Here is a 24454-nt window from a genome sequence, read left to right as displayed (position 1 = left end):
GTTGGTGCCCGCTGCCAGCGCCAATGGCCATGGAAGACGAGACGGAGTGGCACCGGATGCAGCACGCAGTGGGTTCTCCGCTGCCGCCGCCCCACCAGTCGGGGCACGGCTGGTCACCGGCCGGACACCACCCGGGCGGGCACCAGGGCCCCGCCCCGCAGCAGGGATCAGCTCCCGTACCTCCGCCTCCTCCGGCACCGGGCTTCACACCCCCCGCACCGGTCGCGCACACGCCGCCGCAGGTTCACGCCCCGCCGACGCCCGAGACCACGGGCCATGTACCGCTGCCGCCCGGCGCCCCCGTCGGCGTGCCGAGCCCCCCGCCCGCCGCCGCGACACCCGACCCGACGACCACGACCATCGCGGTGCTGCTCATCGGCCCGGCCGGGGCCGGCAAGACCAGCGTCGCCAAGTACTGGGCGGACCACCGCCGGGTCCCCACGGCCCACATCAGCCTCGACGACGTACGCGAATGGGTCCGCTCGGGCTTCGCCGACCCCCAGTCCGGCTGGAACGACCACTCCGAGGCCCAGTACCGCCTGGCCCGCCGCACCTGCGGCTTCGCCGCGCGCAACTTCCTGGCCAACGGTATCTCCTGCATCCTCGACGACGCGGTCTTCCCCGACCGTCCCGTCGTCGGCCTCGGCGGCTGGAAGCGCCACGTCGGCCCCGGCCTGCTGCCGGTCGTCCTGCTCCCGGGCCTGGAGATCGTCCTGGAGCGCAACGCCGAACGCTCGGGCAACCGCCGCCTCACCGACGAGGAGGTCGCCCGCATCCACGGCCGCATGGCGGGCTGGTACGGCTCGGGCCTGCCGATCATCGACAACTCCCAACTCGACGTACCGCAGACGGCCCGGGTCCTGGACGACGTACTGGCCCGCTCGATCGCAAGCCCACCGCAGTGGTAGCCAACGGGACTGGACCCACCTAAGGGGCGCGGGGAACTGCGCGACCAGCCCCCACGCACCCGCAGACGGCACACAACCTCACGTGGCACCCCGTCCCCCGAACGCCCTCCCAACCGGCACAAACCAGACGAGCCTCCTACGCTCGTGTCATGTCCGAGGTGTACGTCGCCCGCCGAACCCGGGTACGGGAACGCTGCCAAGCCGGCGGCAGCGCCACCGCGCTGATCTCCCGCCCCGCAAACGTCCGCTACCTCGCGGGCGCCGCCCCGCAGGGCGCCGTGCTGCTCCTCGGCAAGACCGAAGACCTGCTCGTGCGCACCGGCCCGCCCGACGACCGACCCACTGACGGCCGTCCCGACGAGGCGCTGCGGATCCACACCCTCCCCGGCGCCGGAGGCGACCCCGCCGTCGCGGCGGCCGATCTCGCGGCGGCACAGGGCGGGGAGTGCCTCGCCGTGGAGGAGCACCACCTCACGGTGGCCCGCCACCGAGCCATCCGCTCGGTCGTCCCGCGCCTGCGCCTCGCCGACCTCGGCGGCGCCGTCGAGCAGCTCCGCGTCGTCAAGGACGAGGAGGAGATCTCCTGCCTCCGCATCGGCGCCGAGATCGCCGACCAGGCGCTGGGCGAGCTCCTCGAATCCATCCTCGTCGGCCGCACCGAACGCCACCTCGCCCTGGAACTGGAGCGGCGTCTCGTCGATCACGGCGCCGACGGCCCCGCCTTCCCCACCGCCGTCGCCACCGGCCCGAACGCCGGCCGGCGGGCCCACCGGCCCACCGACCGCCGCGTCGAGGAGGGCGACTTCCTCTCCGTCTGCCTCGGGGCCACGTACCGTGGCTACCGCTGCGAGATCGGCCGTACCTTTGTCATCGGTACGTCCCCCGCCGACTGGCAGATCGAGCTGTACGACCTGGTCTTCGCAGCCCAGCGCGCCGGACGGGAGAGTCTGGCGCCCGGCGCCGCCTATCGCGACGTCGATCGTGCCGCGCGCCAGGTGCTGGATTCCGCGGGGCACACGGAGGGCCTTCCGTCGCTGATGGGGCATGGCGTGGGACTCGAAATCGACGAGGACCCGCAGTTGGCTCCCGCGGCCATGGGTAAACTGGACGCTTGCGTGCCGGTCACCGTCGAACCGGGGGTCCACCTCCCGGGCCGGGGTGGTGTCCGGATCGATGACACGCTCGTCGTTCGCCCCGAGGCGGACGGCGGACCCGAGCTACTCACCATCACGACCAAGGAGCTGCTCGCCCTGTAGACAGTGGCGTGCGCCGGGGTCGTCCACGTCAGTCCAGGAGATTCCGCAACCGTGGCTTCCACGAACGACCTCAAGAACGGCATGGTGCTCAAGCTCGAAGGCGGCCAGCTTTGGTCCGTCGTCGAGTTCCAGCACGTCAAGCCCGGCAAGGGCCCGGCCTTCGTGCGCACCAAGCTCAAGAACGTGCTCTCCGGGAAGGTCGTCGACAAGACCTTCAACGCCGGCGTGAAGGTCGAGACGGCCACCGTCGACAAGCGCGACATGCAGTTCTCGTACATGGACGGCGAGTACTTCGTCTTCATGGACATGGAGACCTACGACCAGCTCATGGTCGACCGGAAGGCCGTCGGCGACGCCGCGAACTTCCTCGTCGAGGGCTTCATGGCCACCGTCGCGCAGCACGAGGGCGAGGTGCTCTTCGTCGAGCTCCCGGCCGCCGTCGAGCTGACCATCCAGGAGACCGAGCCGGGCGTCCAGGGCGACCGCTCCACCGGCGGCACCAAGCCCGCCACCCTGGAGACCGGCCACCAGATCCAGGTCCCGCTCTTCATCACCACCGGTGAGAAGATCAAGGTCGACACCCGCACGAGCGACTACCTCGGCCGGGTGAACAGCTAAATTGGCCGCCCGCAACACGGCCCGCAAGCGCGCCTTCCAGATCCTCTTCGAGGGCGACCAGCGCGGCGCCGACGTCCTGACGGTCCTCGCGGACTGGATCCGGCTCTCCCGGACCGACACCCGGCAGCCGCCGGTGAGCGAGTACACGATGCAGCTCGTCGAGGGCTACGCGGCGCAAGCCAAGCGCATCGACGAGCTGATCGCCCAGTACTCCGTCGGCTGGACGCTCGACCGGATGCCGGTGGTGGACCGCAACATCCTGCGCCTCGGCGCATACGAGCTGATCTGGGTCGACGAGACGCCGGACGCCGTCGTGCTGGACGAGATGGTGCAGCTCGCCAAGGAGTTCTCCACGGACGAGTCGCCCTCGTTCGTCAACGGCCTGCTCGGCCGCCTCAAGGACCTCAAGCCCTCGCTGCGCCGGGACGAGGCGTAAGGGTTTTTTCGATAGACGCGGGAGGGGCCGCAGCAACCGCTGCGGCCCCTCCCGCGTCTTTCTGTACCTCTGGGGTCTCCTCAGGCGGCAGAATGCCGCCGGGGTGGCCGCAACCCGATGGGTTCCGGCCACCCCGGCGGTACGTTTCTGCTCAGGCCGTGGAGCGGTCAGCTCTCCTCGGCGTGGGAGACCGCGCGGCGCGCGTCCGCGTCCAGCACACCCCAGCTGATGAGCTGCTCGGTCAGGACAGAGGGGGACTGGTCGTAGATGACGGCGAGTGTGCGCAGGTCGTCCTGGCGGATCGAGAGCACCTTGCCGTTGTAGTCGCCGCGCTGCGACTGGATGGTCGCGGCATAGCGCTGCAGAGGCCCTGCCTTCTCGGCCGGGACGTGGGCCAGCCGCTCCAGGTCCAGCACCAGCTTCGGCGGCGGCTCGGCGGCTCCGCCCGGCGTGGTGCCCGGCAGCAGCTCCTGTACCGGCACGCCGTAGAAATCCGCCAACTCGGCGAGGCGCTGCACGGTCACGGCACGGTCGCCGCGCTCGTACGAACCGACCACGACGGCCTTCCAGCGTCCCTGGGACTTCTCCTCGACACCGTGGAGGGAAAGGCCCTGCTGGGTGCGGATGGCCCGGAGCTTGGCCCCGAGCTGTTTGGCGTATTCGCTGGACATATAGCTCCCCGGACACTGTGTCGACGCGACTGGCTGGGTTCCGTGCCGCGCGGTTGGTAACTCACTGTGAGGTTACGCAGCGTTACTCTGGCGCGTCAAGCCGAATGGTCCACACCGACTCTTCCGTGCTATCGGTGGCCGATTGGGCCATGGGGGTGATGAGGCGCGCGTCGGCGGCCTGATACGGTGGGTGGCGCAAACCAGACGTCCTTTAAGGTCCGTCCCGTGAGGCGGAGAAGGAGGTCCCTTTCGTATGGACAGGCATCAGGACACACAAGCGTCCGACGCCAGGCCCGTGCTCGAAGGCCCTGACATCGCGCGGGTGTTGACCCGCATCGCCCACGAGATCGTCGAACGCGCCAAGGGCGCCGACGACGTGGTGCTCCTCGGCATTCCCACCCGAGGCGTCTTCCTCGCCCAGCGGCTCGCCGCCAAGCTGGAGGAGATCACCGAGCGCAAGATCTCGCTCGGCTCGCTCGACATCACCATGTACCGCGACGACCTGCGCATGCACCCGCCGCGTGCGCTGGCCCGCACCGAGATCCCCGGTGACGGCATCGACGGCCGGCTCGTCGTCCTCGTCGACGACGTCCTCTTCTCCGGCCGGACCATCCGAGCCGCCCTCGACGCCCTGAACGACATCGGGCGCCCGCGCGCGGTCCAGCTCGCGGTCCTCGTCGACCGCGGCCACCGCGAGCTGCCCATCCGCGCCGACTACGTCGGCAAGAACATCCCCACGTCGCTGCGGGAGACGGTCAAGGTCCAGCTCGCCGAGGAGGACGGTCGCGACACCGTGCTGCTCGGCGCCAAGCAGAGCCCGTAGCAGACGGTCGGCGTACACCCCTGTGGGTACGCAACGCCTCCGCCTGCCCGAATTCTCCCGACCTGAACTGCCTTACGGAGCCTGACAGATGCAGCGTCATCTCATCTCGGCCGCCGACCTCACCCGCGACGACGCCGTCCTGATCCTCGACACCGCCGAGGAGATGGCCCGGGTCGCCGACCGGCCGATCAAGAAGTTGCCGACCCTGCGCGGCCGCACCGTCGTGAACCTCTTCTTCGAGGACTCCACGCGCACGCGCATCTCCTTCGAGGCCGCCGAGAAGCGGCTGTCCGCGGACGTCATCAACTTCACCGCCAAGGGGTCGAGCGTCTCCAAGGGCGAGTCCCTGAAGGACACCGCCCAGACCCTGGAGGCCATGGGCGTCGACGCCGTGGTCATCCGGCACGGCGCCTCCGGCGCGCCCTACCGCCTCGCCAACTCCGGCTGGATCGACGCGGCCGTCATCAACGCCGGCGACGGCACCCACCAGCACCCCACCCAGGCCCTGCTGGACGCCTTCACCATGCGGCGGCGGCTGGTCGGGCGGGACGCCGGGATAGGGCAGGACCTGGCCGGCCGGCGCATCACGATCGTCGGCGACGTCCTGCATAGCCGGGTCGCCCGCTCCAACGTCGACCTGCTGCACACCCTCGGCGCCGAGGTCACCCTCGTCGCGCCGCCGACCCTGCTGCCGGTCGGCATCGAGACCTGGCCCTGCGAGGTGTCGTACGACCTCGACGCCACGCTGTCCAAGTCCGACGCGGTGATGATGCTGCGCGTGCAGCGCGAGCGCATGAACGCCGCGTTCTTCCCGACCGAGCGCGAGTACTCGCGGCGCTACGGCCTCGACGGCGACCGCATGGCGCGGATGCCCGAGCACGCCATCGTGATGCACCCCGGCCCGATGGTCCGCGGTATGGAGATCACCGCCGAGGTCGCCGACTCGGAGCGCTGCACCGCCATCGAGCAGGTCGCAAACGGAGTCTCCATCCGGATGGCCGTGCTGTACCTGCTGCTGGGCGGCAACGAGCCCGCCGTCACCTACATCCGTACCGAGGAGAAGTAAGACAGATGAGCAAGATCCTGATCCGTGGTGCGAAGGTGCTCGGCGGCGAGCCGCAGGACGTGCTGATCGACGGCTCCGTCATCGAGGCCGTGGGCAGCGGGCTGTCCGCCGAGGACGCCCAGGTCGTCGAGGCGGCGGGCAAAGTGCTGCTGCCGGGCCTGGTCGACCTGCACACCCATCTGCGTGAGCCGGGCCGCGAGGACTCCGAGACCGTGCTGACCGGCACGCGCGCGGCGGCCTCCGGCGGCTACACGGCCGTGTTCGCCATGGCCAACACCTTCCCCGTCGCCGACACCGCCGGTGTCGTCGAGCAGGTCTACCGGCTCGGCCGGGAGCACGGCTACTGCGACGTACAGCCCATCGGCGCCGTCACCGTCGGCCTGGAGGGCAAGAAGCTCGCCGAGCTGGGCGCCATGCACGAGTCCGCCGCCGGCGTCACCGTCTTCTCCGACGACGGCAAGTGCGTCGACGACGCCGTGATCATGCGGCGCGCGCTCGAGTACGTGAAGGCCTTCGGCGGTGTCGTCGCCCAGCACGCGCAGGAGCCGCGGCTGACCGAGGGCGCCCAGATGAACGAGGGCGTCGTCTCCGCCGAGCTGGGTCTCGGGGGCTGGCCCGCGGTGGCCGAAGAATCGATCATCGCCCGGGATGTCCTGCTCGCCGAGCACGTCGGCTCGCGCGTCCACATCTGCCACCTGTCGACCGCCGGGTCCGTCGAGATCGTGCGCTGGGCCAAGTCCCGCGGCATCGACGTCACCGCCGAGGTCACCCCGCACCACCTGCTCCTCACCGACGAGCTGGTGCGCACCTACAACCCCGTCTACAAGGTGAACCCGCCGCTGCGCACCGAGCGGGACGTGCTGGCGCTGCGCGAGGCGCTCGCCGACGGCACGATCGACATCGTCGCCACCGACCACGCCCCGCACCCGCACGAGGACAAGGACTGCGAATGGGCCGCGGCCGCCATGGGGATGGTCGGCCTGGAGACCGCGTTGTCAGTGGTGCAGGAGACCATGGTGGACACCGGGCTCCTCACCTGGGCCGGGGTCGCCGAGCGCATGTCCTTCAAGCCCGCCGGGATCGGGCGGGCGAACGGGCACGGCCGTCCCGTCTCGGCTGGTGAGCCCGCCAACCTCACGCTCGTCGACACGGAATACCGTGGGTCCGTGGACCCCGCGGGCTTCGCCTCGCGCAGCCGCAACACTCCGTACGAGGGGCGTGAGCTGCCGGGCCGTGTGACGCACACGTGGCTCCGGGGCAAGGCCACGCTCGTCGACGGGAAGCTCACGTGACACCTGTAATCCTGCTGGCCGCCGAGAAGGAATCGGCCGAGGTCACCGACTGGGCCGCCCGCATCGGCTGGGTCGTCGGACTCCTCCTCTTCGTCGCGCTCGTCTACTGGCTGATGCGCGAGGGCTGGAAGTGGCGCGGCACCCTCCAGGGCGACCTGCCCGAGCTACCCAGCGCGCCGGAAGCCCCCGGCCCGGCGAGACTGAGCATGAGCGGCCGCTACCACGGCTCCACCACCGCCGGTCAGTGGCTGGACCGCATCGTGGCGCACGGCCTGGGCACCCGCAGCCGGGTCGAGCTCACCTTGACGGACGCGGGAGTGGACGTCGTACGCCCCGGTGCGAGCGACTTCTTCGTCCCGGCCGCGCAACTGCGCGAGGCCCGGCTCGACAAGGGCATCGCCGGCAAGGTCCTGACCGAGGGCGGGCTGCTCGTCGTGACCTGGGCGCACGGTGACCGGCTGATCGACTCCGGGTTCCGCTCCGACCACGCGGCGGAGCACAACGAATGGGTCGACGTCATTAACTCCATGATCAAGAACAACAGCACGGAAGGCGCCGAACGATGACGACCTCCATCCAGGGGACCGCCTCACCGAGGCACAAGGCGGCTCCCGCCGTACTCGTCCTGGAGGACGGCCGGATCTTCCGCGGCCGCGCCTACGGGGCCGTGGGGGTGACCTTCGGCGAGGCCGTGTTCTCCACCGGCATGACCGGCTACCAGGAGACCCTCACCGACCCGTCGTACCACCGCCAGGTCGTCGTGATGACCGCCCCGCACGTCGGCAACACCGGCGTCAACGACGAGGACCCGGAGAGCAAGCAGATCTGGGTCGCCGGCTACGTCGTGCGCGACCCCGCGCGCGTGCCGTCCAACTGGCGCTCCCGGCGCTCGCTGGACGACGAGCTGCGCCACCAGGGCGTCGTCGGCATCTCCGGCATCGACACGCGCGCGCTGACCCGCCATCTGCGCGAGCGCGGCGCCATGCGTGTCGGCATCTTCTCCGGCAACGCGCTGCCCGACGAGGGCGTCATGCTCGCCGAGGTCCGCCAGGCCCCCGAGATGAAGGGCGCCGACCTCTCCGCCGAGGTCGCCACCAAGGAGGCGTACGTCGTCCCGGCGATCGGGGAGAAGAAGTTCACCGTCGCCGCCGTCGACCTCGGCATCAAGGGCATGACCCCGCACCGCATGGCCGAGCGCGGCATCGAGGTGCACGTGCTGCCGGCCACGGCGACCGCAGAGGACGTCTACGCCGTCAACCCCGATGGAGTGTTCTTCTCCAACGGCCCGGGCGACCCGGCCACCGCCGACCACCCGGTCTCCGTCATGCAGGCCGTCCTGGAGCGGCGCACCCCGCTGTTCGGCATCTGCTTCGGCAACCAGATCCTCGGCCGCGCCCTCGGCTTCGGCACCTATAAGCTGAAGTACGGCCACCGCGGCATCAACCAGCCGGTCCAGGACCGTACGACCGGCAAGGTCGAGGTCACCGCGCACAACCACGGCTTCGCCGTCGACGCCCCGACCGACAAGGTCTCCGACACCCCCTACGGCCGCGCCGAGGTCTCCCACGTCTGTCTCAACGACAACGTGGTGGAGGGTCTCCAACTCCTCGACCGCCCGGCCTTCAGCGTCCAGTACCACCCCGAAGCGGCAGCGGGCCCGCACGACGCCGCCTACCTGTTCGACCGCTTCGTATCCCTGATGGAGGGCCAGCGTGCCTAAGCGCACCGATATCCAGTCCGTCCTGGTCATCGGCTCCGGCCCGATCGTCATCGGCCAGGCCGCCGAGTTCGACTACTCCGGCACGCAGGCGTGCCGCGTCCTGAAGTCCGAGGGCCTCAGGGTCATCCTCGTGAACTCCAACCCGGCGACGATCATGACCGACCCGGAGATCGCCGACGCCACCTACGTCGAGCCGATCACCCCCGAGTTCGTCGAGAAGATCATCGCCAAGGAGCGGCCGGACGCGCTGCTGCCCACCCTGGGCGGCCAGACGGCCCTCAACACGGCGATCTCGCTGCACGAGAACGGCGTGCTGGCGAAGTACGGCGTCGAGCTGATCGGCGCCAACGTCGAGGCGATCCACAAGGGCGAGGACCGCGACCAGTTCAAGCTGGTCGTCGACGCGGTCAACGCCAAGATCGGCCACGGCGAGTCCGCCCGCTCGGTCATCTGCCACTCCATGGAGGACGTCCTCGCGGGCGTCGAGACGCTCGGCGGCTACCCGGTCGTCGTCCGCCCCTCCTTCACCATGGGCGGCGCCGGCTCCGGCTTCGCGCACGACGAGGAGGAGCTGCGCCGCATCGCCGGCCAGGGCCTCACGCTCTCGCCGACCACCGAGGTGCTCCTGGAAGAGTCCATCCTCGGCTGGAAGGAGTACGAGCTGGAGCTGATGCGCGACAAGCACGACAACGTCGTGGTCGTCTGCTCCATCGAGAACTTCGACCCGATGGGCGTGCACACCGGCGACTCGATCACCGTCGCGCCCGCGATGACGCTCACCGACCGCGAGTACCAGATCCTGCGCGACATCGGCATCGCCGTCATCCGCGAGGTCGGCGTCGACACCGGCGGCTGCAACATCCAGTTCGCGGTGAACCCGGTCGACGGCCGCGTCATCGTCATCGAGATGAACCCGCGCGTGTCGCGCTCGTCGGCCCTCGCCTCCAAGGCGACCGGCTTCCCGATCGCCAAGATCGCCGCCAAGCTGGCCGTCGGCTACACCCTCGACGAGATCCCGAACGACATCACACAGGAGACCCCGGCCTCCTTCGAGCCGACGCTCGACTACGTGGTGGTGAAGGCACCCCGCTTCGCCTTCGAGAAGTTCCCGCAGGCGGACTCCACGCTGACGACCACCATGAAGTCGGTCGGCGAGGCCATGGCCATCGGCCGCAACTTCACCGAGGCCTTCCAGAAGGCGCTGCGGTCGCTGGAGAAGAAGGGCAGCCAGTTCACCTTCGTCGGTGAGGTGGGCGACAAGGCTCTCCTCCTCGAAGAGGCGGTCCGCCCGACCGACGGCCGTATCAACGCCGTCATGCAGGCCATTCGCGCGGGCGCCACGCAGGAAGAGGTCTTCGAGGCCACCAAGATCGACCCGTGGTTCGTCGACCAGCTCTTCCTCATCAAGGAGATCGCCGACGAGCTCGCCGAGGCGCCGGAGCTCACCCCCGAGCTGCTCGCCGAGGCCAAGCGGCACGGCTTCTCCGACCAGCAGATCGGCGAGATCCGCGGGCTGCGCGAGGACGTCGTGCGCGAGGTGCGGCACGCGCTCGGCATCCGCCCGGTCTACAAGACGGTCGACACCTGCGCCGCCGAGTTCGCCGCGAAGACGCCGTACTTCTACTCCTCCTACGACGAGGAGACCGAGGTCGCCGCGCGCGAGAAGCCGGCCGTCATCATCCTGGGCTCCGGCCCCAACCGCATCGGCCAGGGCATCGAGTTCGACTACTCCTGCGTCCACGCCTCCTTCGCGCTGAGCGACGCCGGGTACGAGACCGTGATGGTCAACTGCAACCCGGAGACCGTCTCCACGGACTACGACACCTCCGACCGCCTGTACTTCGAGCCGCTGACGCTGGAGGACGTGCTGGAGATCGTCCACGCGGAGCAGCAGGCCGGCCCGGTGGCGGGTGTCGTCGTGCAACTCGGCGGCCAGACCCCGCTGGGCCTGTCGCAGGCCCTGAAGGACAGCGGGGTGCCGATCGTCGGTACGTCCCCGGAGGCCATCCACGCCGCCGAGGACCGCGGCGCCTTCGGCCAGGTACTGAAGGAGGCCGGGCTGCCGGCCCCCAAGCACGGCACCGCGACCACCTTCGCCGAGGCCAAGGCCATCGCCGACGAGATCGGCTACCCGGTCCTGGTGCGGCCGTCGTACGTCCTCGGCGGGCGCGGCATGGAGATCGTGTACGACGAGACCCGGCTGGAGTCCTACATCGCCGAGTCGACCGAGATCAGCCCCTCGCGGCCGGTCCTGGTCGACCGGTTCCTGGACGACGCGATCGAGATCGACGTCGACGCCCTCTACGACGGCACCGAGCTCTACCTCGGCGGCGTCATGGAGCACATCGAGGAGGCCGGCATCCACTCCGGCGACTCGGCGTGCGCCCTGCCCCCGATCACGCTCGGCGGCTTCGACATCAAGCGCCTGCGGGCCTCGACCGAGGCCATCGCGCGCGGAGTCGGCGTGCGCGGCCTGATCAACATCCAGTTCGCGATGGCCGGCGACATCCTCTACGTCCTGGAGGCCAACCCGCGCGCGTCCCGTACGGTCCCCTTCACCTCCAAGGCGACCGCGGTGCCGCTGGCGAAGGCCGCCGCCCGGATCTCGCTGGGCGCGACCATCGCCGAACTGCGCGCCGAGGGCCTGCTTCCGGCGACCGGCGACGGCGGCGAGCTGCCGCTCGACGCGCCGATCTCCGTCAAGGAGGCCGTCATGCCGTGGTCGCGCTTCCGCGACATCCACGGGCGCGGCGTCGACACCGTCCTCGGCCCGGAGATGCGCTCCACCGGCGAGGTCATGGGCATCGACTCCGTCTTCGGCACGGCGTACGCCAAGTCGCAGGCGGGCGCCTACGGCCCGCTGCCCACCAAGGGCCGCGCCTTCATCTCGGTCGCCAACCGCGACAAGCGCTCGATGATCTTCCCGGCGCGCGAACTGGTCGCGCACGGCTTCGAGCTGCTCGCCACGTCCGGCACGGCCGAGGTGCTCAAGCGCAACGGCATCAACGCCACCGTCGTACGCAAGCAGTCCGAGGGCACCGGCCCGAACGGCGAGCGGACCATCGTCCAGCTCATCCACGACGGCGAGGTCGACCTCATCGTCAACACCCCGTACGGCACCGGCGGCCGTCTCGACGGCTACGACATCCGTACGGCGGCCGTGGCGCGCTCCGTGCCCTGTCTGACGACGGTCCAGGCGCTCGCCGCCGCCGTCCAGGGCATCGACGCCCTCAACCACGGTGATGTGGGCGTGCGTTCACTGCAGGAACACGCCGAGCATCTGACCGCGGCCCGCGACTAGCAGCCCTGAGGGGGACACCGGAAACGGTGTCCCCCTCTTCATGAGGACCTTCTCTTCAATGAGGACGTTGAGGACTCTCGAGATGTACAAACTCTTCTTCCGTCTGGTTTTCAAACGGATGGACCCGGAGCAGGCACACCACCTGGCGTTCCGCTGGATCCGGCTCGCCGTCAGGATCCCCGTGCTGCGCACCTTCGTCGCCGCCGCGCTCGCCCCCCGCCACAAGGAGCTGCGCACCGAGGCCTTCGGGCTGCGCATGCACGGCCCCTTCGGGCTCGCCGCGGGCTTCGACAAGAACGCGGTCGCGATCGACGGGATGTCGATGCTGGGCTTCGACCACGTCGAGATCGGCACGGTGACCGGCGAGGCGCAGCCGGGCAACCCCAAGCGGCGGCTGTTCCGGCTCGTGAAGGACCGGGCGCTGATCAACCGCATGGGCTTCAACAACGAGGGCTCGCTGGCCGTGGCGGCCCGCCTGGCGTCGCGTGAGCCGGTGTTCAGGACCGTCGTGGGCGTCAACATCGGCAAGACCAAGGTCGTCCCGGAGACGGAGGCCGTCGGCGATTATGTGAAGTCGACCGAGCGGCTCGCGCCGTACGCCGACTACCTGGTCGTGAACGTGTCGTCACCGAACACGCCGGGGCTGCGCGATCTGCAGGCTACCGAGGCGCTGCGCCCCCTGCTGAGCGCGGTCCGCGATGCGGCCGACCGCACGGTCACCTCGCGTCGCGTCCCGCTGCTTGTGAAGATCGCGCCGGACCTCGCCGACGAGGACGTCGACGCCGTCGCCGACCTGGCCGTCGAGCTCGGCCTGGACGGGATCATCGCCACCAACACCACCATCGCGCGCGAGGGACTCGGTCTGAAATCCGAACCCTCGCTCGTGAAGGAGACCGGCGGGCTCTCCGGCGCACCCCTCAAGGCGCGCTCCCTGGAGGTGTTGCGGCGCCTCTACGCGCGCGTGGGCGACCGCATCACCCTCGTGGGCGTCGGCGGCATCGAGAACGCCGAGGACGCCTGGCAGCGCATCCTCGCCGGTGCCACGCTCGTACAGGGATACAGCGCGTTCATCTACGAGGGTCCCTTCTGGGGCCGTGCCATCCACAAGGGTCTCGCCGCGCGCCTGCGCACGAGCCCGTACGCCACCCTCGCCGACGCGGTCGGCGCCGACGTGAGGAAGACGGCATGACCGAGCCCTTCGGCGCACGCCTGCGCCACGCCATGGACGCGCGCGGCCCGCTGTGCGTCGGCATCGACCCGCACGCGTCCCTGCTCGCCGAGTGGGGCCTGGACGACGACGTGGCCGGCCTGGAGCGGTTCAGCCGTACCGTCGTCGAGGCGATGGCCGACCGGGTCGCCATGCTCAAGCCGCAGAGCGCGTTCTTCGAGCGCTTCGGATCGCGCGGCATCGCCGTCCTGGAGAAGTCGGTCGAGGAGGCGCGGGCGGCCGGCGCCCTGGTCGTGATGGACGCCAAGCGCGGCGACATCGGCTCGACCATGGCCGCGTACGCCGAGTCCTTCCTGCACAAGGACTCCCCGCTGTTCTCGGACGCGCTGACCGTCTCGCCGTACCTCGGCTACGGATCGCTCTCGCCGGCCGTCGCGCTGGCCCGGGAGAGCGGCGCGGGCCTGTTCGTGCTCGCGCTGACCTCCAACCCCGAGGGCGGCGAGGTGCAGCACGCGGTCCGCGCGGACGGCCGCACCGTCGGCGCGACGATGCTGGCGCACCTGGCGGCCGAGAACGAGGGGGAGCGGCCGATGGGCTCCTTCGGGGCGGTCGTGGGTGCGACGCTGGGCGACCTGTCGACGTACGACCTGTCCATCAACGGTCCGCTCCTCGCCCCCGGCATCGGGGCCCAGGGCGCCACGCCGGCGGATCTTCCGCGGGTCTTCGGCGCCGCGGTGCGCAATGTGGTCCCGAACGTCAGCCGGGGTGTGCTGCGGCGCGGACCGGACGTCGTCGCGCTGCGTGAGGCCGCGTCACGCTTCGCCGACGAGATCGTCAGCGCCGTGTCGGGTGTCTGACCGCCGTCAGGCGCGTTCGAGCCGGTCGCGGGAGTCCTCCGATGAGTGGCCCGCGGTCGGCTTGAGTCTGAATACATCCTCAAATCCAGGGCATTATGTCCTAAATGTCTGGCCTGACGGAGGCTGACCAGGACTTTTCCGCTGTTCTCGCTGACTCTGGCGGACTTGCCCGCTAGTCTCCGACGAGAGTCAACGGGCAAGCGTGTTGCTCGTGGCTCCCCAGGTGTGGGGCGACTAGGTTCCTCACCGGTCCGTATCCGACAGTTCGACATCCGAGGTGACGTAGGCGTGGCTCTTCCGCCCCTTACCCCTGAACAGCGCGCAGCCGCGCTCGAAAAGGCCGCCGCGGCTCGCCGGGAGCGGGCCGAGGTCAAGAATCGACTCAAGCACTCCGGCGCCTCCCTTCACGAGGTCATCAAGCAGGGCCAGGAGAACGACGTCATCGGCAAGATGAAGGTCTCCGCACTGCTCGAGTCCCTGCCGGGCGTGGGCAAGGTCCGCGCCAAGCAGATCATGGAGCGACTCGGCATCTCCGAGAGCCGCCGCGTGCGTGGCCTCGGCTCCAACCAGATCGCCTCCCTGGAGCGTGAGTTCGGCAGCACCGGCTCCTGAGTCCCGGCACTTGGGACAGGGAGTCCCGGGCACTCCGGGATTGCTGGAATAATCGCTGCATGAGTGAACGTCCGCGGCTGACCGTGCTCTCCGGCCCCTCCGGGGTCGGCAAGAGCACGGTCGTCGCCCATATGCGCAAGGAACACCCCGAGGTCTGGCTCTCGGTGTCGGCGACGACCCGTAAGCCCCGCCCCGGCGAGCGGCACGGAGTCCACTACTTCTTCGTCACCGACGACGAGATGGACAAGCTGATCGCCAACGGCGAGCTGCTGGAGTGGGCCGAGTTCGCCGGCAACCGCTACGGCACGCCGCGTGCGGCCGTTCTGGAGCGGCTGGAGGCGGGCGAGCCCGTCCTGCTGGAGATCGACCTCCAGGGCGCGCGGCAGGTCCGCGAGTCCATGGCCGAGGCCCATTTGGTGTTCCTGGCTCCTCCCTCCTGGGAGGAGCTCGTGCGCAGACTCACCGGGCGGGGCACCGAGCCGCCCGAGGTGATCGAGCGCCGGCTGGACGCGGCGAAGGTCGAGCTGGCGGCCGAGCCGGAGTTCGACGTGACCTTGGTCAACACCTCCGTCGAGGACGTGGCGCGCGAGCTGCTAGCCTTGATGGACGTTGTGTGATCGTGCCCGACCCTTCAGGCTTGATCATTCACACTGAATCTTTCCCATCCATCGGAAGGTAGAGCGTGTCCTCTTCCATCTCCGCGCCCGAGGGCATCATCAACCCGCCGATCGACGAGCTTCTCGAGGCCACCGACTCGAAGTACAGCCTCGTGATCTACGCGGCCAAGCGGGCCCGCCAGATCAACGCGTACTACTCGCAGCTCGGCGAGGGCCTCCTCGAGTACGTCGGTCCGCTCGTCGACACCCACGTCCACGAGAAGCCGCTCTCGATCGCCCTGCGCGAGATCAACGCGGGTCTGCTGACGTCCGAGGCCGTCGAGGGCCCGGCGCAGTAAGTAGTACTTTGCAAGTAGTATTTTCAGCTTTGAGCTGGCTTTTCCACAGGCCCGGCAGCCCGACTGTCGGGCCTGTGGTGTGTCATTGAGACGTCGGTTCAACGAGTGGGAGTTCCGGTGGACAAGCCGAAGGTCGTTCTGGGGGTCAGCGGCGGCATCGCCGCGTACAAGGCGTGCGAGCTGCTGCGCAGACTCACGGAGTCCGGCCATGACGTCCGGGTTGTGCCCACCGCCTCCGCACTGCACTTCGTCGGCGCCGCCACCTGGTCCGCCCTGTCCGGCAACCCCGTCTCGACCGAGGTCTGGGACGACGTCCACGAGGTCCCGCACGTCCGCATCGGCCAGCACGCCGACCTGGTGATCGTCGCCCCGGCCACCGCCGACACCCTGGCCAAGGCCGCGCACGGCCTCGCCGACGACCTGCTGACCAACACCCTGCTCACCGCCCGCTGCCCGGTGGTCTTCGCCCCGGCCATGCACACCGAGATGTGGGAGCACCCGGCCACGCAGGAGAACGTGGCGACATTGCGCCGCCGCGGCGCGGTCGTCATCGAACCCGCCGTCGGCCGCCTGACGGGCGTCGACACGGGCAAGGGTCGGCTGCCCGAACCGGCCGAGATCTTCGAGGTCTGCCGTCGAGTCCTGGCCCGGGGCATCGCCGAGCCGGACCTCAAGGGCCGGCACGTCGTGGTGAGCGCCGGCGGCACGCGCGAGCCCCTCGACCCCGTCCGCTTCCTCGGCAACCGCTCCTCCGGCAAGCAGGGCTACGCCCTCGCCCGCACCGCCGCCGCCCGGGGCGCCCGGGTCACGCTGATCGCCGCCAACGCCTCGCTGCCCGACCCGGCGGGCGTGGACGTCGTGCCGGTCGGCACCGCCGTGCAGTTGCGGGAGGCGGTCCTCAAGGCGGCGTCGGACGCCGACGCGGTGGTGATGGCGGCCGCGGTGGCCGACTTCCGGCCGGCGACGTACGCGGCCGGAAAGATCAAGAAGAAGGACGACCAGGAACCCGAGCCCATCGTCCTGGTGCGGAATCCGGACATCCTCGCGGAGATCTCGACCGACCGCGCCCGCCCCGGCCAGGTGATCGTCGGCTTCGCCGCCGAGACCGACGATGTGCTGGCCAACGGCCGCAAGAAGCTGGCGCGCAAGGGGTGCGACCTGCTCGTGGTGAACGAGGTGGGGGAGCGCAAGACCTTCGGCTCCGAGGAGAACGAGGCGGTCGTCCTGGGCGCCGACGGCAGCGAGACCCCGGTACCGCACGGGCCCAAGGAGGCCCTGGCCGAAACTGTGTGGGACCTGGTGGCGCGACAACTGGGGGGAAATGTTTGATGCGCTCGGGCCTCACCAGAGGCTTCCTCGATTCCGGTGTGGCGTCCCTGGTCAAGGGCAGGTGACATTGGGCAGAATGCCCGTGCCGCAGGTCACAGCCCTCCCGAGAGGCGAGACAGGGGGTCCGTGAACGAGCGCGACAGATAAACTGTCCTCGGACGACGCCGGGCGCAGCCCCCGTCCCGTCCGCCAATGATCAGCCAGCAGCCGCTGCAACCACAGGGAGCGTTGTGTCCCGTCGCCTGTTCACCTCGGAGTCCGTGACCGAGGGTCACCCCGACAAGATCGCTGACCAGATCAGCGACACCATTCTCGACGCGCTTCTGCGCGAGGACCCGACGTCCCGGGTCGCCGTCGAGACCCTGATCACGACCGGCCTGGTACACGTGGCCGGAGAGGTTACGACCAAGACGTACGCGGACATCGCGACGCTGGTCCGCAACAAGATCCTCGAGATCGGCTACGACTCCTCCAAGAAGGGCTTCGACGGCGCCTCCTGCGGTGTGTCGGTGTCGATCGGCGCGCAGTCGCCGGACATCGCGCAGGGCGTGGACACGGCGTACGAGTCCCGGGTCGAGGGTGCCGCCGCAGGCGGAGAAATCGACGAGCTGGACCGGCAGGGCGCCGGCGACCAGGGCCTGATGTTCGGCTACGCGACGGACGAGACGCCCACCCTGATGCCGCTGCCGATCTTCCTGGCGCACCGCCTGTCCAAGCGCCTGTCCGAGGTCCGCAAGAACGGCACCATCCCCTACCTGCGCCCGGACGGCAAGACGCAGGTCACCATCGAGTACGACGGCGACAAGGCGGTCCGTCTGGACACCGTGGTCGTCTCCTCGCAGCACGCGTCCGACATCGACCTGGACTCGCTCCTCGCCCCCGACATCCGGGAGTTCGTGGTCGAGCCGGAGCTCAAGGCCCTCCTCGACGACGGCATCAAGCTCGACACCGAGAACTACCGCCTCCTGGTCAACCCCACCGGCCGCTTCGAGATCGGCGGTCCCATGGGTGACGCGGGCCTGACCGGCCGGAAGATCATCATCGACACATACGGCGGCATGGCCCGCCACGGCGGCGGCGCCTTCTCCGGCAAGGACCCGTCCAAGGTGGACCGCTCGGCGGCGTACGCGATGCGCTGGGTCGCCAAGAACGTCGTCGCGGCCGGCCTGGCCTCGCGCTGCGAGGCGCAGGTGGCGTACGCGATCGGCAAGGCCGAGCCGGTCGGCCTGTTCGTCGAGACCTTCGGCACCGCCAAGATCGACACCGAGAAGATCGAGAAGGCCATCGACGAGGTCTTCGACCTCCGCCCGGCGGCCATCATCCGCGACCTGGACCTGCTCCGCCCGATCTACGCCCAGACGGCCGCCTACGGCCACTTCGGCCGCGAACTGCCGGAGTTCACCTGGGAGCGGACGGACCGGGTGGAGGCGCTGCGGAAGGCGGCGGGACTGTAGGGCCTGCCCGGCTTCACGAGGTCGCACGAGGCCCGGTTCCCCTTGGGGGGCCGGGCCTCGGTGTTTGTCAGGTGTCGTGCGGCTGGGGCACGGAAATGGCTGGAGCGTCGGGCTTGTGGATTCGTATGCTGGTGATCTTCCGGTGCGATGGCTGCGGTTACTTCGGTGGAGTGTGCCCACGGGTACGCGGTGAATCTGAGCGTGTGTGCCGCCGTCGGCTTGATCTCGGGAGGATCGACGCCGGTGCGTCCGGTGCGAAGGGGACGGGTACTTCGGGGCTGTGGCCCCCGCGGGTTCGAATCCCGCCGTCGGCCGGGGGTGGTCCCGGTGGCGTGGCCGAGTGGTCCAAGGCAGGGTGCGGTCCGTCGCCGTTGGGGAACTCGGGCGCCGTCGGTTGTCAGTGGCGTTTGGTAAGAATGCAAGCGTGAGCAGCGAGAACGGGCAGTCGGGTGGTGGGGCCGAGGGGGCGCCGCCCGAGCAGCTTGCGCTCATTCGGGAGAGCGTGCGCAAGGCCAGTGTGCCCAGGGCCAAGCCGCGGACCTGGCGGGGTGCCGACCTGGCCAAGGAACTGCCCGTGGCGCGGGTGCTGGTCGACAAGGGGGTGCTGCATCTCGACCGGTACTTCGACTATGCCGTGCCGGCGGAGCTGGACGCGGACGCGCAGCCCGGGGTGCGGGTGCGGGTGCGGTTCGGGGCCGGGCGGCACCGGGTGCGTGAGGGGCGGCGTGAGGGCGGGGGGCTCATCGACGGGTTCCTGGTCGAGCGGGTCGCCGAGTCGGACTACTCCGGGCCGCTGGCGGCGCTTGCGCAGGTCGTTTCGCCCGAGCGGGTGTTGAGCGAGGAACTGTTGGGGCTCGCACGGGCCGTTGCTGATCGGTACGCCGGGGGGCTCGCCGATGTGTTGCAGCTCGCCGTGCCGCCGCGCAGTGCCCGGGCCGAGCAGCGGCTCTCTCCGGAGCCGCTTTCCGCGCCTGGTCGGCCCGAGGCGGGGTCGTGGGGGCGGTATGAGCGGGGGGCCGGATTTCTGGAGGCGCTCGCCTCCGGGGGTGCGCCGCGGGCCGTGTGGAACGCGTTGCCCGGGCCCGAGTGGAGTGCGGAGATCGCCCGGGCCGTCGTCGCCACGCTGGCCTCGGGGCGTGGGGCGCTGGTCGTGCTGCCGGACGGGCGGGCGGTCGCGCGGGTCGACGACGCGCTGACCTCGCTGATGGGCAAGGGACGGCATGCGGTGCTGACCGCCGATGCCGGGCCCGAGAAGCGGTATCGGGAGTGGCTCGCGGTGCGGCGGGGGAGCGTGCGGGCGGTCGTGGGGACCCGGGCCGCGATGTTCGCTCCGGTGCGCGATCTCGGGCTGGTCGCCCTCTGGGACGACGGCGACGACAGCCACAGCGAGCAGCATGCCCCGCAGCCCCATGCGCGTGAGGTGCTGCTGCTGCGGGCCGCGCAGGACAAGTGCGCCTTTTTGCTGGGGAGTTGGAGCTGCACCGTCGAGGCCGCCCAGCTCGTGGAGAGCGGCTGGGCCCGGCCCCTGGTCGCCGCGCGCGAGCAGGTGCGGGGCGCGGCTCCGCTCGTACGGACCGTGGGGGACGGGGATCTCGCACGGGACGAGGCCGCTCGGGCCGCTCGGTTGCCCACCCTTGCCTGGCAGGCGGTGCGGGAGGGGCTGCGGCATGGGCCGGTGCTGGTGCAGGTGCCGCGGCGGGGGTATGTGCCGAGGATGGCCTGCGCCAACTGCCGTGTCCCCGCTCGGTGCCGGCACTGCTCCGGGCCGCTGGAGGCGCAGGGCTCGGGGGCCGAGCTGCGGTGCGGGTGGTGCGGGCGCGAAGAGGGTTCCTGGCACTGTCCGGAGTGCGGGGGGTTCCGGCTGCGGGCCCAGGTGGTGGGGGCGCGGCGGACCGCGGAGGAGCTGGGGCGGGCGTTTCCCGCCGTCCCGGTGCGGACCTCCGGGCGTGAGCATGTGCTGGACACCGTGCCGGGCACGCCGTCGCTGGTGGTGAGCACGCCGGGGGCCGAGCCCGTCGCCGAGGGCGGGTATGCGGCCGCGTTGCTGCTGGACGGCTGGGCGATGCTCGGGCGGCCCGATCTGCGGGCGGGCGAGGACGCGCTGCGGCGGTGGATCGGGGCCGCCTCACTGGTACGGCCGCAGGAGGCCGGGGGGACGGTCGTCGTCCTCGCCGAGCCCACGCTGCGGCCCGTGCAGGCGCTGGTGCGGTGGGACCCCGTCGGGCATGCGGTGCGCGAACTCTCCGAGCGGGCCGAGCTGGGGTTTCCGCCGGTGTCCCGGATGGCTTCCGTGGCCGGGCCGGGCGAGGCGGTCGAAGAGTTTCTCCGCACGGCCGAACTGCCCCCGGAGGCCGAGGTGTTGGGGCCGGTGCCGCTGCCCGTCACCGCTGTGGGGCGGCCTCGGCGGGTGGGGGCGCCGCCGCCCGGGGAGCGGTGGGACCGGGCGTTGATCCGGGTTCCGCCGGGGAGCGGGGCCGCGTTGGCCGCCGCGCTGAAGACCGCGCAGGCGGCTCGGATGGCACGTGGGGGTGGGGAGGTCGCGGTGCGGGTCCGGATCGATCCGCCCGACATCGGGTGAGGGCCCGGAAGCGGCGCCTGGGACGTCGGGCGTGATGACAAGGGCCGGACAGGGCTCTGCCCTCCCGCGTGCGCTTCGGGAGGGCAGAGTACGGGGGCATCAGCCGTTGCGAGGGCCGGGGAACGCCGTGGGCCTGGCCTCGTCGCGGAGGCCGGGGCTGCCTGCCGTCGGCTGCGTCGGCATGGAGCGGGCCGCGGGGACCGTCGGAACCGTGGGGATGGCGGTGGAGACGTTGACCGTCCGGGTGCCCGACGGCTCGGCCGTGCGCTCCGCCTCGGCCGCGGCCTGGGTGGCGGCGCGGCGTGCGCCGTAGCGACGGTGTACCGCCTGCTTGGTGACGCCGAGGGCGGAACCCACCGCGTCCCAGGAGAAGCCGAGTGAGCGGTCGAAGTCCACGGCTGCCGTGACCAGGGTTTCGACACTGTCCCGCAGCTCCTGGGCGAGGCGGACCGTCGGGGCGGGGGCGCGTCCGTAGACGACGAAGCCCGTGGAGGGGCCGGAGCGGCGCGGGCGGTAGACGTTGCCCAGTTGCGCGGTGAGTGTGCGCAGTGCGTCCACCTGCCGGCGGACCCGCTCGATGTCCCGCACCAGCAAGTGCAGGCTGGCCCGAGCCTGGGCGTCGTGGGTTGCGTGGTCGGCCATGAACAAGCCTCTCGAACCGGCGTTGAAGGAAAGGGGCCGCGAGTACGGCGGATGCGGCCCGTTGTGGTCAACTCTTTCTTGACCAACGCGGGAGCGCTCCGCGGGTCACGCAATGGGGGCGTGTGGGCATATGCCTACGCTCCCTGAGAGGGGTGCGCGCCTTGGTCGAGCTGCCGCCGGGGTGAGCCCCCGCGCACGGCGCACATAGACTTGTGCGCTGCCCCAGCCCACCCCGCCCGAGAGGCCCGAACCCACCCATGAAGCTCGTCTTCGCCGGTACCCCCGAGGTCGCCGTTCCCGCTCTGGACGCCCTGATCGCCTCCGGGCGGCACGATGTGGCCGCCGTCGTCACGCGGCCCGACGCTCCGGCCGGGCGCGGGCGCCGGCTGGTGGCGAGTCCGGTGGCCGAGCGGGCCGAGGAGGCCGGGATCGAGGTGCTCAAGCCCGCCAAGCCGCGGGACCCCGAGTTCCTGGAGCGGCTCAGGCAGATCGCGCCCGACTGCTGCCCCGTCGTCGCCTACGGCGCCCTGCTGCCGCGCGTCGCCCTCGACATTCCGGCCCACGGCTGGGTCAACCTGCACTTCTCGCTGCTGCCGGCCTGGCGCGGTGCCGCGCCCGTGCAGCACTCCATCATGGCCGGTGACGAGATCACCGGGGCCTCCACCTTCCTCATCGAGGAGGGGCTCGACTCCGGGCCTGTCTACGGCACCGTCACCGAGGAGATCCGGCCCACCGACACCAGCGGCGACCTGCTGACCCGGCTCGCCTTCGCCGGCGCCGGGCTGCTCGCCGCGACCATGGACGGGATCGAGGACGGCACGGTGAAGGCCGTACCCCAGCCCTCCGAGGGGATCACCGTCGCGCCCAAGGTCAACGTCGAGGATGCCCACATCGACTGGCACGCCCCGTCCCTGCGCGTCGACCGGGTCGTACGCGGATGCACCCCCGCGCCGGGTGCCTGGACCGTCTTCCGCGGTGAGCGGCTCAAGCTCATCCAGGTGCAGCCGGTGCCCGGGCGGGACGACCTCGCGCCCGGCGAGCTCTCCGTCGGGAAGAACAACGTGTACGTCGGGACCGGGTCGTACGCCGTGGAGCTGCTGTGGGTGCAGGCCCAGGGGAAGAAGCCGATGCGGGCCGCGGACTGGGCGCGGGGCGTGCGGATCGGTGACGGGGAGAGCCTCGGGGCGTAACCGGCCGTACGCCGGGGCGGCCGTGCGACGTAGGCTCGTCGTACATCTCATCCAGTCATCCAGTAACTGGTCGTACATCTCATCCAGTCACTGGTCGTACACCTCATCCCGTAATCCGGAGCACCTTTTCGTGAGCGACACCTCCCGTCGGCCCCGCAGAACCGGCAAGCCCTACCGACGGCCCAAGAAGGACCCCGTCCGCATCCTCGCCTTCGACGCGCTGCGCGCCGTGGACGAGCGGGACGCGTACGCCAACCTCGTGCTGCCGCCGTTGCTGCACAAGGCGCGGGAGAAGGGCGACTTCGACGGGCGGGACGCCGCGCTGGCGACCGAGCTGGTGTACGGGACGCTGCGGTGGCAGGGGACGTACGACGCGATCATCGCCGCGTGTGTGGACCGGCCGTTGCGGGAGGTCGACCCGCCGGTGCTGGATGTGCTCGGCCTGGGTGTGCATCAGCTCCTGGGGACGCGGATTCCGACGCATGCCGCGGTGTCGGCGTCCGTCGAGCTGGCTCGGGTCGTGCTCGGTGACGGGCGGGCGAAGTTCGTCAACGCCGTGCTGCGGAAGGTCGCGCAGGATGATCTCGACGGGTGGATCGAGCGGGTCGCGCCGCCGTACGACGAGGATCCCGAGGACCATCTCGCCGTGGTGCACTCGCATCCGCGGTGGGTCGTCTCCGCGCTGTGGGACTCGCTCGGTGGCGGACGGGCCGGCATCGAGCGGTTGCTGGCGGCCGACAACGAGCGGCCCGAGGTGACCCTGGTCGCGCGGCCGGGGCGGGCCACGACCGAGGAACTGCTCGGCGAGGACGCCGCGGTGGCGGGGCGTTGGTCGCCGTACGCCGTGCGGTTGGCCGAGGGCGGGGAGCCCGGGGCCGTGCAGGCCGTGCGGGAAGGGCGTGCGGGGGTGCAGGACGAGGGGAGTCAGCTCGTCGCCCTCGCACTGGCCAACGCTCCGCTCGACGGGCCCGACGAGAGGTGGCTCGACGGGTGTGCCGGGCCTGGTGGGAAGGCCGCGCTGCTCGGTGCGATCGCCGCGGAGCGGGGGGCCGCGTTGCTGGCGTCCGAGAAGCAGCCGCATCGGGCGGGGCTGGTGGCCAGGGCGCTGGCGGGCAATCCGGGGCCGTACCAGGTCATCGCCGCCGATGGGACGCGGCCGCCGTGGCGGGGTGGGAGTTTCGACCGGGTGCTGATGGATGTGCCGTGCACCGGGCTCGGGGCGCTGCGGCGGCGGCCCGAGGCGCGGTGGCGGCGACGGCCGGAGGATCTGGAGGGGTTCGCGCCGCTGCAGCGGGCGTTGCTGCGGTCGGCTCTCGATTCCGTGCGGGTGGGGGGTGTGGTCGGGTATGCCACGTGCTCGCCGCATCTCGCCGAGACGCGGGCCGTTGTGGACGACGTGGTGAAGGAGCGGGGCGGGGTCGAGCTGATCGATGCGCGTTCTTTGCTGCCGGGGGTGCCGGAGTTGGGGGAGGGGCCGGATGTGCAGTTGTGGCCTCATGTGCATGGGACGGATGCGATGTATTTGGCGTTGATGCGGCGGGTGGGGTGAGGTTCGTGGGGGTGCGGGGCTGGTGATTT

At 70.8% G+C, this 24454-nt stretch carries 22 protein-coding genes; 20 read left to right on the top strand and 2 right to left on the bottom strand.

From position 1 onward, the window contains the following. Nucleotides 1-56 precede the first annotated feature (56 nt). The 4 genes from ACP4J3_RS30130 to nusB all read left to right on the top strand — a co-directional run bounded on the left by ACP4J3_RS30130 (nt 57) and on the right by nusB (nt 3218). A complete protein-coding gene (locus tag ACP4J3_RS30130) occupies nt 57-908 on the top strand; it encodes a Pro-rich N-terminal domain-containing protein (RefSeq protein ID WP_426539202.1) in 852 nt (283 codons plus the stop codon). A 149-nt stretch (nt 909-1057) separates the two neighbouring features. Next, nucleotides 1058-2164: an aminopeptidase P family protein gene (locus ACP4J3_RS30125; RefSeq protein WP_426539201.1), complete on the top strand. Its 1107-nt coding sequence runs from the start codon at nt 1058-1060 to the stop codon at nt 2162-2164. A gap of 51 nt (nt 2165-2215) precedes the next feature. Then, nucleotides 2216-2782, top strand: a complete 567-nt coding sequence (gene efp / locus ACP4J3_RS30120) for an elongation factor P (protein ID WP_194048219.1) — start codon at nt 2216-2218, stop codon at nt 2780-2782. Nucleotide 2783: 1 nt separating this feature from the next. Further along, nucleotides 2784-3218 (top strand): transcription antitermination factor NusB, encoded by a 435-nt coding sequence (nusB, locus tag ACP4J3_RS30115; RefSeq protein ID WP_426539200.1) that lies wholly within the window; start codon nt 2784-2786, stop codon nt 3216-3218. Nucleotides 3219-3385: 167 nt separating this feature from the next. On the opposite strand, the gene bldD is transcribed toward nusB, so the two are convergent. Then, nucleotides 3386-3889, bottom strand: a complete 504-nt coding sequence (gene bldD, locus ACP4J3_RS30110; protein WP_004002691.1) for a transcriptional regulator BldD — start codon at nt 3887-3889, stop codon at nt 3386-3388. 253 nt (nt 3890-4142) lie between these two features. Here bldD and pyrR point away from each other — a divergent pair, with 253 nt between their 5' ends. The 14 genes from pyrR to ACP4J3_RS30040 all read left to right on the top strand — a co-directional run bounded on the left by pyrR (nt 4143) and on the right by ACP4J3_RS30040 (nt 21044). After that, nucleotides 4143-4712 (top strand): bifunctional pyr operon transcriptional regulator/uracil phosphoribosyltransferase PyrR, encoded by a 570-nt coding sequence (gene pyrR / locus ACP4J3_RS30105; protein ID WP_426539199.1) that lies wholly within the window; start codon nt 4143-4145, stop codon nt 4710-4712. A gap of 88 nt (nt 4713-4800) precedes the next feature. Beyond that, complete coding sequence (locus tag ACP4J3_RS30100; RefSeq protein WP_426539198.1) at nt 4801-5778, top strand: aspartate carbamoyltransferase catalytic subunit; 978 nt, start codon at nt 4801-4803, stop codon at nt 5776-5778. Between the two features lie 5 nt (nt 5779-5783). Next, on the top strand, nt 5784-7070 hold the full coding sequence (locus ACP4J3_RS30095; RefSeq protein ID WP_426539197.1) for a dihydroorotase: 1287 nt from the start codon (nt 5784-5786) through the stop codon (nt 7068-7070). After that, nucleotides 7067-7636: a hypothetical protein gene (locus ACP4J3_RS30090; protein WP_426539196.1), complete on the top strand. Its 570-nt coding sequence runs from the start codon at nt 7067-7069 to the stop codon at nt 7634-7636. Before ACP4J3_RS30095 ends, ACP4J3_RS30090 begins: the two co-directional genes overlap by 4 nt. Continuing rightward, complete coding sequence (gene carA, locus ACP4J3_RS30085) at nt 7633-8790, top strand: glutamine-hydrolyzing carbamoyl-phosphate synthase small subunit (protein WP_426539195.1); 1158 nt, start codon at nt 7633-7635, stop codon at nt 8788-8790. Before ACP4J3_RS30090 ends, carA begins: the two co-directional genes overlap by 4 nt. Further along, nucleotides 8783-12091, top strand: coding sequence for a carbamoyl-phosphate synthase large subunit (gene carB, locus ACP4J3_RS30080; protein WP_426539194.1), 3309 nt, complete (start codon nt 8783-8785; stop codon nt 12089-12091). Before carA ends, carB begins: the two co-directional genes overlap by 8 nt. A gap of 82 nt (nt 12092-12173) precedes the next feature. Beyond that, nucleotides 12174-13280 carry a quinone-dependent dihydroorotate dehydrogenase gene (locus ACP4J3_RS30075; protein ID WP_426539193.1) on the top strand — a complete coding sequence of 369 codons (1107 nt, stop codon included), beginning with the start codon at nt 12174-12176 and terminating at the stop codon, nt 13278-13280. Continuing rightward, a complete protein-coding gene (pyrF, locus tag ACP4J3_RS30070) occupies nt 13277-14116 on the top strand; it encodes an orotidine-5'-phosphate decarboxylase (RefSeq protein WP_426539192.1) in 840 nt (279 codons plus the stop codon). Before ACP4J3_RS30075 ends, pyrF begins: the two co-directional genes overlap by 4 nt. Before the next feature lie 288 nt (nt 14117-14404). Further along, a complete protein-coding gene (locus tag ACP4J3_RS30065) occupies nt 14405-14728 on the top strand; it encodes an integration host factor (protein ID WP_003977346.1) in 324 nt (107 codons plus the stop codon). Between the two features lie 59 nt (nt 14729-14787). After that, complete coding sequence (gene gmk / locus ACP4J3_RS30060; RefSeq protein WP_426539191.1) at nt 14788-15345, top strand: guanylate kinase; 558 nt, start codon at nt 14788-14790, stop codon at nt 15343-15345. A gap of 65 nt (nt 15346-15410) precedes the next feature. After that, on the top strand, nt 15411-15683 hold the full coding sequence (gene rpoZ / locus ACP4J3_RS30055; RefSeq protein ID WP_003988945.1) for a DNA-directed RNA polymerase subunit omega: 273 nt from the start codon (nt 15411-15413) through the stop codon (nt 15681-15683). Nucleotides 15684-15800: 117 nt separating this feature from the next. Then, a complete protein-coding gene (gene coaBC / locus ACP4J3_RS30050) occupies nt 15801-17012 on the top strand; it encodes a bifunctional phosphopantothenoylcysteine decarboxylase/phosphopantothenate--cysteine ligase CoaBC (RefSeq protein WP_426539190.1) in 1212 nt (403 codons plus the stop codon). Between the two features lie 230 nt (nt 17013-17242). Then, on the top strand, nt 17243-18466 hold the full coding sequence (gene metK, locus ACP4J3_RS30045) for a methionine adenosyltransferase (protein ID WP_426539189.1): 1224 nt from the start codon (nt 17243-17245) through the stop codon (nt 18464-18466). A gap of 424 nt (nt 18467-18890) precedes the next feature. Further along, nucleotides 18891-21044 carry a primosomal protein N' gene (locus tag ACP4J3_RS30040; protein WP_426539188.1) on the top strand — a complete coding sequence of 718 codons (2154 nt, stop codon included), beginning with the start codon at nt 18891-18893 and terminating at the stop codon, nt 21042-21044. Nucleotides 21045-21143: 99 nt separating this feature from the next. Here ACP4J3_RS30040 and ACP4J3_RS30035 read toward each other — a convergent pair whose 3' ends face one another. Beyond that, nucleotides 21144-21686, bottom strand: a complete 543-nt coding sequence (locus ACP4J3_RS30035; protein ID WP_194048236.1) for a hypothetical protein — start codon at nt 21684-21686, stop codon at nt 21144-21146. 257 nt (nt 21687-21943) lie between these two features. On the opposite strand from ACP4J3_RS30035, the gene fmt reads away from it, so the two are divergent. Together fmt and ACP4J3_RS30025 are read left to right on the top strand one after the other, a co-directional pair. Then, a complete protein-coding gene (gene fmt, locus ACP4J3_RS30030; protein ID WP_426539187.1) occupies nt 21944-22876 on the top strand; it encodes a methionyl-tRNA formyltransferase in 933 nt (310 codons plus the stop codon). A gap of 130 nt (nt 22877-23006) precedes the next feature. Beyond that, complete coding sequence (locus ACP4J3_RS30025; RefSeq protein WP_426539186.1) at nt 23007-24425, top strand: RsmB/NOP family class I SAM-dependent RNA methyltransferase; 1419 nt, start codon at nt 23007-23009, stop codon at nt 24423-24425. Nucleotides 24426-24454: the final 29 nt, after the last annotated feature.

Source organism: Streptomyces sp. UG1, assembly GCF_049974585.1.
Classification (GTDB): domain Bacteria; phylum Actinomycetota; class Actinomycetes; order Streptomycetales; family Streptomycetaceae; genus Streptomyces.
This window is presented reverse-complemented; position numbering and strand designations above follow the sequence as displayed.